The organism is Fibrobacter sp. (assembly GCF_045112255.1).
Lineage (GTDB): Bacteria > Fibrobacterota > Fibrobacteria > Fibrobacterales > Fibrobacteraceae > Fibrobacter.
The window spans coordinates 21,411-30,983 of the sequence record NZ_JBGUHR010000055.1 but is presented as its reverse complement, the minus strand read 5'-3'; the positions used below and the strand labels follow the sequence as shown (position 1 = coordinate 30,983).

General features: G+C 49.6%; 9 protein-coding genes. All 9 read right to left on the bottom strand.

Features of this window, described 5'->3' with window-relative positions; all coding sequences use genetic code 11:
• A partial coding sequence (locus ACJMM9_RS07615; protein ID WP_405325369.1) for a hypothetical protein occupies nt 1–2,508 on the bottom strand: 2,508 nt, incomplete at its 3' end.
• A gap of 6 nt (nt 2,509–2,514) precedes the next feature.
• The gene (locus tag ACJMM9_RS07610; RefSeq protein WP_405325367.1) at nt 2,515–3,153 is read right to left on the bottom strand and encodes a hypothetical protein; all 639 of its coding nucleotides are present in this window, start codon (nt 3,151–3,153) and stop codon (nt 2,515–2,517) included.
• 114 nt (nt 3,154–3,267) lie between these two features.
• On the bottom strand, nt 3,268–4,185 hold the full coding sequence (locus ACJMM9_RS07605; RefSeq protein WP_405325364.1) for a hypothetical protein: 918 nt from the start codon (nt 4,183–4,185) through the stop codon (nt 3,268–3,270).
• Nucleotides 4,176–4,940: a hypothetical protein gene (locus ACJMM9_RS07600; protein WP_405325361.1), complete on the bottom strand. Its 765-nt coding sequence runs from the start codon at nt 4,938–4,940 to the stop codon at nt 4,176–4,178. Before ACJMM9_RS07600 ends, ACJMM9_RS07605 begins: the two co-directional genes overlap by 10 nt.
• Entirely contained in the window at nt 4,930–5,106 is a 177-nt protein-coding gene (locus tag ACJMM9_RS07595) for a hypothetical protein (protein ID WP_405325358.1), read from the bottom strand. The genes ACJMM9_RS07600 and ACJMM9_RS07595 overlap by 11 nt, the downstream gene beginning before the upstream one ends.
• Nucleotides 5,107–5,241: 135 nt before the next feature.
• Nucleotides 5,242–6,735 (bottom strand): hypothetical protein, encoded by a 1,494-nt coding sequence (locus ACJMM9_RS07590; protein WP_405325355.1) that lies wholly within the window; start codon nt 6,733–6,735, stop codon nt 5,242–5,244.
• 157 nt (nt 6,736–6,892) lie between these two features.
• Nucleotides 6,893–8,593, bottom strand: a complete 1,701-nt coding sequence (locus tag ACJMM9_RS07585; protein ID WP_405325352.1) for a portal protein — start codon at nt 8,591–8,593, stop codon at nt 6,893–6,895.
• Between the two features lie 9 nt (nt 8,594–8,602).
• Complete coding sequence (locus ACJMM9_RS07580) at nt 8,603–8,806, bottom strand: hypothetical protein (RefSeq protein WP_405325349.1); 204 nt, start codon at nt 8,804–8,806, stop codon at nt 8,603–8,605.
• Entirely contained in the window at nt 8,796–9,566 is a 771-nt protein-coding gene (locus tag ACJMM9_RS07575; protein ID WP_405325346.1) for a hypothetical protein, read from the bottom strand. The genes ACJMM9_RS07580 and ACJMM9_RS07575 overlap by 11 nt, the downstream gene beginning before the upstream one ends.
• Nucleotides 9,567–9,573: the final 7 nt, after the last annotated feature.

The following is a 9,573-nucleotide window of genomic DNA, read 5'->3' as shown; positions in this document are numbered from 1 at the left end:
GATGCAGTTCGGATCATACTGATTGTATTCAGCGACAAATTGCGACTTGCTCATCGTCGTTGTATAGTAAGCCACACCAAACAAATGTGGCATACCGCTGATATATCCAGGTTCTACTTCGTCACCAATAGCTTGAACCGTCTTCCAGCCGACTTCCATGTCAGCACAAGTTATTCGTAATCTTCTGTCGTAATCAGTACAGTGAGCCAGCAAATTAGTCGTGCATGTAATTCGCCATGGCTGATACAACGTTTCACTTCTCAGTTCATGCGTACCATCAGCAAATTCCCATCGCTCATCACATAAACCAAACGCCTCTCGTCCGTCACCGCTAGCAATTACGCCAGTCGTCTCGGAGAACCAGTCGTGTTCATTTACATCGACCATAGCTTCGGTAGCCTTGCCCTTTACGTGCAAGTGATACACATAGTAATCCATTCCGGTCATCTGCGTACCAGATGCGACATAGGCATACAAGTGCCACCCATCTTCCTCAAGACGCCAGAATTTTATCGTAAATCCGTTGCGGTCATTGCTATTACTGTAACCATTCGTCATTCGTATATTATATACGCGAGGAACGTCACAAATGCTATCGCACATCGGCGTTTGAATACACTTCGGATCATCGACATACTGTCGATGCTCAACAAGACTCATACCGAAGTCGTAATCAAAATCTTCGTTATCAACTACGCAAGTTTCCTTCACTGGATCTCCCGGCGTTCTGCCATTATTACCAATGAGCGCGTCTTCTTCGCCAACCTTAATCTGGTATTCCGTAATACGGAACTGATGGTCGGCATTATTCGGAGCGATAGAAGCTCCAGCACACATAATCTTTACCGTGCGCTGCAGATGATGCATATAGCACGACGGAGTCAAGAAATAATAGTCAATGTGGAATATGCCGCCGCACTTACAGAAGTCGATATCATTTTGCACGATAATGTTTGACGTAAAGTCAACAGTAGTGCCATTCACATCAGATTCAAGTACGTCAGACAACTTTATCCAGTTGTTGCATGTAACCAAATAAATGCCGTCTTCGCCATTTTCTTGGTTAAGCAAGGCAACCACATTACCCGGTGAAACCTTGTAATTACATATCGTACGAGACCCACACTTGTATGGAACATTATCACGACATACATAATCGACTGGGTAACTGGCACGAGCGCCCAAATCTACCAAGACAGAATCGTCTACTGGCATCGGAGTCGGAACTTTGTAGCAGTCGATATCGCATCCACTTTCCGTATCATTAAATCCTTGCCAACTATCAGCATGAACAACCCATAAGCCATTTTCAGATTCAACCGTCTGGCGAGCCAACCAAACAACATCGCCATCGAGAAGCTGAATCCCATCCAATTTCAACAATCCAGCCTTATGAGTCAAGTTCTTGTTGTACTTCAAGCGAACCATCGTATAGATATAGTCTTCGCAGTTATGTACATGTTTCCAGAATGTAGGATGCACCACCCAGTATCCGTTATCATACGGATTTTCTTGATACTGAAGTAAAACTACGTCTCCATCATTTAGAACATATCCGTCATCTTTCATTGTACGCAAGCCATATTTGTCCATCGACCCACCAAAAATTTTGTCTGGGTCAGTGACTTTATATTTGGTCTGTACAATGTAAATGTCATTACCGAACCGAGGATCCGCCGCAGCGTTTGTCACTGTATTTCCGTTCTCGTCGACGGTATTGTACACAAGCGACATCGAGCCAGTCTTGTAGCACTCCTTCTCGATTGTCACGCCTTCGGTAGAATAGCGCTGCTGTTCATCGGTTTCGCTATCGTACTTATAACGGATCAAGCCAATGCTCGGATCGCCGAACACTTGGTCTCCGTAACTGAAATAGATGTTGTACTGGGCACACGGTTCGGCACCGTTTCCGTCAGTGGCGAGCCTTCCCGGATAGACCGTAAAGGTCGCCGTGCCGACGCCGTCTTCATCTATTTCGAATTCGATATCTTCTGGAGGAACAACATATTCCGTCTCGCCGTTTGTCAGCTTGATACTCAAGCCGTCAGTCATGTTCGTGCCATGCACAACGACAGAGGCCGCCTCGTCAACACGAGACGCCAGATTTTCGACATAAGTGATTGTTGGGAGTTCTTTACCGAAGACAGTTGCAAACACATTGACATCTACACGCTTGTAGGTCAGGTCGTCTTCTTCGTAGTAGTCTAGTCCGTTCTTGTCAAATTCGTCCTTGTCTACGTCGATATATCCAATAACAAATCTTAACGGTATTTTCCGATAGACTTCGGATTTATCAGCGTATAGAGGAGGAATATTAAGCAGTACATTTTCTTCACCTTCAAGTGTCAAATAAAAACCATTTGACACACCGTTTATCGCTTCCAGTTCGACTGAACGGACACGACCGTCGTCATCACCATTCTCGTCGATGGCAAACACATCTATCGGTGCATTGATTTCAGCAAACGGAAATGTATAGTAGCCTAAAGTGATTGACGGTGTGCCCATAGGTCATTATCCCTTCGGCGGCTGTGCAGCTTCTGGAAGCGGCATACCGCACAGTTTTCTGATTGTGTTACCAGTGTTCTTGAGAGCTTGCACGATCGGTTCAGACTTCTTGCTGAACGGTTCGAAATACTTCTCGCACTTGGGCGGAAGCCATTCTTGCGGGTTCTTCAAGGACACACAAAGGTTCTCGATAAAGGTCAGCATCATTTCCGGATTGATGGCGGCACCTTGCACGTCGTCCTTCCAGTCGGTCTCGACCTTCGTCTTATAAGAGGACATTTCCTTGACACGCTGTACAGCTTCGCTCTGGTTGATGCCTTCCTTGACCTTGCGGTTTACTTCGTTGAAACGGTTCAAGTTGTTCTGATATGCGTTTCTGAACTCTTGGGAACCTTCACCGATGTTGACTTGGGTCGGAATGAACACGCCGTTCTGTTCTTGGTTGGGCTGTACGTATCCAGCGTTAGGATATCCGTTGTTCGGCTGATTGTAAACGTAGCCGTTGTTCTGAGGTACATAGCCGCCTTGCGGATAGCCGTTATTCTGCGGCGGATATCCGTTCTGCGAATATCCATACGGATTCGCGTTCTGGTTGACTTGCGTCTGTCCACGAGGGGCAATGGTAGTGTAGTCTGGTTGTTTCATAAATCCTCTACACGCCTAGTTTATCAGTTAGGCACATTTCGTCTAGGTAGATAAATTACACTAAAAGAGGCCCGGTCTTGCGACCGAGCCCCTTTGGAGCCAACAAGGAGATTATTAGGCAAATTTTCCGAGTCCGAGGTTTTCGAAAGCCTTGACATTCGACATGGCGGTTTCGATATCGGAAGCATCGTCCGTCGGAATTTCAACGTACTCGGCGTTGACATCCTCGAACAACGTATCCATGCCAGCGGACAGATTGGCGCGTTGCGGCTTGAGCCCCTTGGTAAGTGATTCGATCTTCGGCGTAGTCTTCGGAGTTTCCTCCGGCTCGTCGCATTCGAACACGCCATCGATAGATTCCAGCTTGTTCTCGCGGTCGAGTTCGGCGTCAATATCCTTCAATGCGTTGACCACATTGTCCATATTGAGCTTTCCGTCACGCTCTGGGTCTACATCCATCATGAACACATCATTGGAAGAACCGTCGATGAACTTCATGATACTGTCGGAAGTGATGTCGCGAACGTCATAGTTGACGAAGTGAGCCATGACAGCTTGAACCACGTTCGGCTTCATTCCCTGCACTAGGCGCATGATGTAGGACTTCTTTTCGGCCTCGTTCAGCTTGTCCTTCAAGTTCTCGCGTTCGGCGTAGGCCGTCTTGAGCTTGGTATTGGCTTGAGCCAGCAAGTCGCGGAGCTTCTTGGTCTCTTCGGAAGTCGTTCCGTTGAGGCTGATAGTAATTCCGGCGCTTTCAAGCACGGCGGACATTGCGCTGAGAACCTTGAACATGCGGTCGTTAATCGCACTGGTCTTCATCTTCGCAACATTCTCCGATACTGCCTCGGCGATCATGGTTTCGGCCTTCGAGGATACGGCTTCAAGCATCTGGTTTACTTGCTTGCGCTGCTTGTCCTTGCTGTCCTCTTGGGCGGCGGCAATTTCACCGTTGCAAGCAGATTCGATCTTCGCAACGATTTCCGGATTTATTCCGGCCATTTCTTCTTCTGTGAGTACTGAGCTTAATTGCATGTGTTGAAGCCTCGCAGTGCAGAAATTAGTCCAGTTTTGTCATAACGACCAAATCCAACCACAAAGTTTCTGTAGTTGTGTTCGATTTCACGTCCGTAACGGTTCATAACATCCGTAACAGATTCGACCAGCGGTCGTGGTCCTGTCACAGATTCGATCAACGGAGCCTTGCCAGCAGACTCTGCAGATTCTTGTCTGGCAGTGAAAATCGCGTCTTGTCCAAATGACGGATTACCAACAACGTCAATAGTGATCATCGTATAGTCGTCGGAGATTTCCTCATGGTCTCCCATTTCGATGGTGCTTCCAGCGCCACGCAGAGAGAAGCCGGGATGATAACCTCCACGGATCAATGCGGCGAGCTGCCTACCAGCAGCAGTCTCTTCCATAACGACCATGCGAACCTTGAGATCGTCGCCTTCCATGTGGAGGTCTTCGATCAAGGCGCAGATGGACATCAAGTCCATTTCAAAAATAGGATAGTCCTTCGCGGTGCCGTCTGTGCCCAAGCGAGGATGGTTCAACGAAGCAGCGAGACGACCACGGACTACGAAGTCCTTGATAAGACGGTTCATTTCGCGTTCGATAATACGCTTCGGATAGGCTCGGTTGTTAATGCCGGGAATATTACAGCGGATAGCCGTGCCTTCGATAATCAAGCGTTTAACGTTATTTCCAAAAATATCCTTGCGGTCAACCATTGCCGCCGAGGATCCTTCGAAAATCACGTCGCCGTATAATTGATTAGTTGCCATACAAAGCCTTCCCCTCATTGCCGATAGACTCCATGATGGCCTTGGATGCATTCTCCAGCTCTGACGCATAACACGACTCGAAGTACGCGCCGACAATCTGCTTGACCGTCGCTGTGTCATTATTCAAGACTGCAGTCAATAACTGTTTACTATCCTTGGGATTCATCAAAAACTACCGCTCAGTTATGCAGTAGTTTATATGATTGTTAATAAGTTGTGAATTGTTATTTACGCATAAAAAGAAAGCGACGAATTACTTCGTCGCTTCCTTACATTCTAGCTTACTAAGCTAACAACCGCATTACCAGTTGTTGTCTTCGTAAGAGAGGCCACCCGGCACGTTCACCACGCCATTCGGAACAGTCTCGTAAGAGAGGCCAGCCTGGAGCGAAGCACCAGCGAGCGAACCGTTAGACTGCCACGGCATGTTATCAAGGTCGATGCCAGTGATAACAGTGTTGACGTTGGAGAAGTGGATGACACGGTAGAACTGGCCAGCACCGAGGAGGTTAGCCACGATGGCGTAACGGCTCTTAACGATGAGGCGCGGAGAACCATCTTCCTGACCAGCGGTCTTGCAGAAGATATATGGGATATAAGGCATCATGATGATACCAGACTCACCCTGACGCGGGCCCTTGTAACCGATGAGGGCGTAAGAAGCCTGAGCGTAGATGTCCTGATACAGCTTGATGTTGCCGTTCAAGAGGCTACCAGCGTCGGCCACACCACCACTCGGCTGCACAGCAGCGTCGGTCTGGAGGTAAGTCGGAGTATAGATACCGTTGTTGAGAGTTGCGACAGCAGCGGCGATATCCGGAGAGATGATCGCGAAGTTACCGCAGCCCATACGAGTCGTGAGAGCGATCTTGCGAGACACGGCGATGATAGTATTTACGATACCACCAGCGATACGTTCTGCAGCCCAGCGGCCCATACCAGCGTTGAGGATGTTCTTGTCAGCCAAGTCCATCTGGATAGCAGCTTCACCACCGAGAGCCGGAGTCTGAGCAACGAGAACCATGGCCTGAAGAATTTCACGGTCGATGTTCTGCTGGATCTCAAACTGGAGACCTTCGAGGAGGAGAGCTTCCACGTCCTGACCATGAGCTGCAGCCATGTCTTGCTGGAGTTCGATGGTGTAGTGAGACTTGATAGCGCGGGTACCAACACGGATGGCACCGCTGATCACCTTGATGCTAGCCTTCTTGATATTGAAGGAGAGGTCACCGTACTGGTCGTTGCCAGCGAGGTAAGAGCCACCAAAGTTGTTGTAGAGGAGACCCGGTTCTTCTGGATCGAAAGTGTTGCCGTTAGCGGAAGCACCGTTAACACCAGTACCTTCCATGTAGTTGGACAACATTTCACCACGGCCAGTAGTCCACGGGTTGAACGTGCCAGCGAAACCAGTGTGGTCAGCTACGAGGTCGTAGCCAATTTCTTGCTTCTGACCGCGACGGAAAGCAGTGGTCTTGAGCGGTTCGTTATCGTAAAGATAACGAAGGGCGAAGTAGATACCCTGCGGAGTCGTTGTCGGAATCACAGTCACCGTGTTCATGGCGAGCAGTTCCGGGAACTGACGACGGATCATCGGGAGAGCGTACTGCTGATACTGAGCAACGTCAGCGGAGACGTTGGCAGATTCGAGCATTGCGCCACGGTTAACCTTGTTCTGGTTTTCCAGCAAGGTAGCAATCACGCTGGCTTCAGCGCGAGTACGAATAGGACGACCAAGGTTGGATTCAAGAATGGTGCGCCACTTATTCGAGAGGTTCTTTTTCTGAAGAGTCTGCATAAGTAGTCCTTCTGTTGTGCCTTCTCGGCAGCACCAGCGGTACTACTCTGATAGGCGTTTCTTGTTATAATGTTTAGGGGTATCAAAAAACGCCGTGAAAAAAGTGCCAAAAACCTACATTGAAATGAAAAAGGTGGTCGAATGACCACCTTTAACACTACATTCCAGGCATTCCGCCACCAGCATCCGGTGCGCCGCCAGCGTCTTCGCCACCGCCTTCGTCGCCAGTAGCTTCGCCAGATTCTTCGGCCTTCTCTTCCTTGCACCAAGCCTTGTTGAGGTTGTACTGTTCGTCGTTGAGACGCAGACCCCAGCGCAACGCGGCTTGCTTCGAGAGAGCGCCGTTCGGATTTTCCTTCGAGGACACGTGCTTCATCATCGAGTCGAACACTGCGAGCTTCGTCGTCCAAACTTCGGAGTCGATGAAGTTCTGGAAACCGTTGGACTTGCGGAAGCGCACGGTATAGAACTCTTGCAGCTTGATAGAGTCGTCGATCGTGTTGTCAGTATTCAGCACCATCACGAACAGACGAATAAGAATCGTCTCGAACGGAGTCTGATAGCGCTGCACGAGGCGAGCAAACGAGACTTCGGCCTGAGTGACTTCACCGATCTTACCTTGTGAGTAATTCTGGGAGTCGCCAGCCAAAGCGGTGATACGACCCGGCGGAACCATCAAGGAGTTCACCAAGTTTCGCTTGAAGAACTTCAAGTCATCAATGTTTCCAAGCTCGGCACCGCCTTGCATACGTTCAATGCTGGAACCAGTACGACCATTACCCACACCGATGATGAAGTGTTCGGTAAGGCCAGGTGACGTACCGAAGTTGGTCACTTCACCAGTCATCGAGTTGTAATCGAGACGGCGAGAGAACATCTTCGCTTGGTCTTTCATGAACTTCTCGGCAGTAGCCTTCGTCATACCAGACACGTCAACCTTGAGGACAAGCTTCTCTGAGCCCCAGAGGACACGGTACATCACGACGGAGTCTTCAATCGTATTCAACTGGTTGTACGGCTTCATCGCTGGTTCCAAGATGGAACGCGGGTCATTGACGCCGCCGGGGCCAGTCATGCCAAGGGATGCGTACAAAATCTGGTTCGGCGAGAAGTCGATATAGTTCTTGCCGTTGTTCTGCGAGGCCATCGTACCAGTAAGCATCTGGCGATAGCCGATAATCAAGTTATCCTGAACGACGATGATCATGTGCTCTTCCGGCAGCATGTTCACGCCTTCAATATTGCCAGTATTGGGATCGTAGATAACTTCGAAGAAGATACGGCCACGAGTCAAGAGGTACTTCATGTACTCCCAGCCGTCTTGGTGGAACTTCATGATGCGGCGGAGAACCGTCTGGCGGAAGATCTTGCCGAGCTTCTTGCGCACCGGATCGCCGATAGCGGCGTCATGGTCGATGTCGAGCGAGCAGATTTCGTCCACGTCGTCCTTGTACACGGCCTCGTTACAGATCTGTATTAAGGACTCGTTCACCTCTGAACGAGATGCGACCGTGTCGTACTTGCGAGCGCGTTCTTGGTTCTTCTTCCAGTATAGCTGGGCTTGGTTCTCGGCAATCGCGTTCTGTATCTTGTCTGGATCGATCTTGTTCGAACCGCTGATACCGAGCGCTGGCATGTACATGCTGAATCCGTCGACGGCGGAACCGTCTGGAGAGAGCATCTGGTTGATGCCTTGGCCGACCACGTTACGTGAAGCGCGAATCTGACGAACAACGTCACCACGGTTGAACACTCGGTCGAAAATGGCACCGCGCTCGTTCGCCTGACCGTAATCCCTCACATGGCTAAGGAGCCTTGTGGCTATATTGTCGTTTTCTTTGTTCTTCTTAACTAGCATAAGCTTCCCTTACCACTGTAAAAGTACTCCATCATAGTCAACGGTGAACTTCGGCGTACGAGAGGACACATAGAACTCACGCAGCTCGTCGTTCTTGATATTCTTGGACAGAAGACGCTTCTTCATCGTGGCGCAAGCCGCGATGTACATGAAATCGTCAGCGTCAACCTTGAAACACGGGACGCCGTTGAACATTTGACGCTTATCCGGCATACGTCGACAGAGTCCTCCATGATTTGGCTTCGTTCAGTGAATTGGTTAAATCTTTGTTGAAAATCGTATCTGCAGAAGTCATCAACGCCTTCGCAATCCTTACGGCAAGCGCATATCCTTCCGGCTTGACGGACGCATAGTCGATAACGCGACCCTTCTTCAAGAAGTCCACGATATCGCGGTATGTTCCAACAGAACGGATGTTGAAGGTAGCTTCGGTAGCGGCCAGCACGTCGGTATCGAACGTATTGGCCATGAAGTTCTCGCTCTGTACCGTACCGTTGTTTATGATGCAGTGCATGAGGAACTGGGCGCAAGTGAAAGCTCGCTGCAGTCGCTGTTCCATCGTCAAGCTCGCATCATCGGCGTTTGGTTGCATCTTGCCTTCGCCACGGTTCTCTGGCGGAAGGTACGAAATCTCTTCCACGAGTCCGATCACCTTTCGATAGACCGGAACATTCTTCACAAGATCCACTTGGTTCATGATGGCCAGCGAGTCAATCCAGTCGAAAACGTTCGGAAGCGTATCGACTGCGGAACCCATGGCCGACTTCATGAAGAATATGAGCTTGTCCAAGTCGGTGTATGCCCACTTGGCATTAGCATTTGTACTTGCAGACTGGGTCTCCGCGCCGCGTTCGTCAATGAATCCGCAGCCGTATGCGTCCGTATCTTCCACTGGTTCACGGAGACGCTTCACCAAGTATGCGTAGACGTTCTGGTCAAATGCTTGCTTCGTTTGCTTGTAAATCTCTGCCATAACTACT

Coding starts and splice junctions, on each gene's coding strand:
- ACJMM9_RS07610 (WP_405325367.1), bottom strand. CDS start 3,153: ATGAAACAACCAGACTACACTACCATTGCCCCTCGTGGACAGACGCAA.
- ACJMM9_RS07605 (WP_405325364.1), bottom strand. CDS start 4,185: ATGCAATTAAGCTCAGTACTCACAGAAGAAGAAATGGCCGGAATAAAT.
- ACJMM9_RS07600 (WP_405325361.1), bottom strand. CDS start 4,940: ATGGCAACTAATCAATTATACGGCGACGTGATTTTCGAAGGATCCTCG.
- ACJMM9_RS07595 (WP_405325358.1), bottom strand. CDS start 5,106: ATGAATCCCAAGGATAGTAAACAGTTATTGACTGCAGTCTTGAATAAT.
- ACJMM9_RS07590 (WP_405325355.1), bottom strand. CDS start 6,735: ATGCAGACTCTTCAGAAAAAGAACCTCTCGAATAAGTGGCGCACCATT.
- ACJMM9_RS07585 (WP_405325352.1), bottom strand. CDS start 8,593: ATGCTAGTTAAGAAGAACAAAGAAAACGACAATATAGCCACAAGGCTC.
- ACJMM9_RS07580 (WP_405325349.1), bottom strand. CDS start 8,806: ATGCCGGATAAGCGTCAAATGTTCAACGGCGTCCCGTGTTTCAAGGTT.
- ACJMM9_RS07575 (WP_405325346.1), bottom strand. CDS start 9,566: ATGGCAGAGATTTACAAGCAAACGAAGCAAGCATTTGACCAGAACGTC.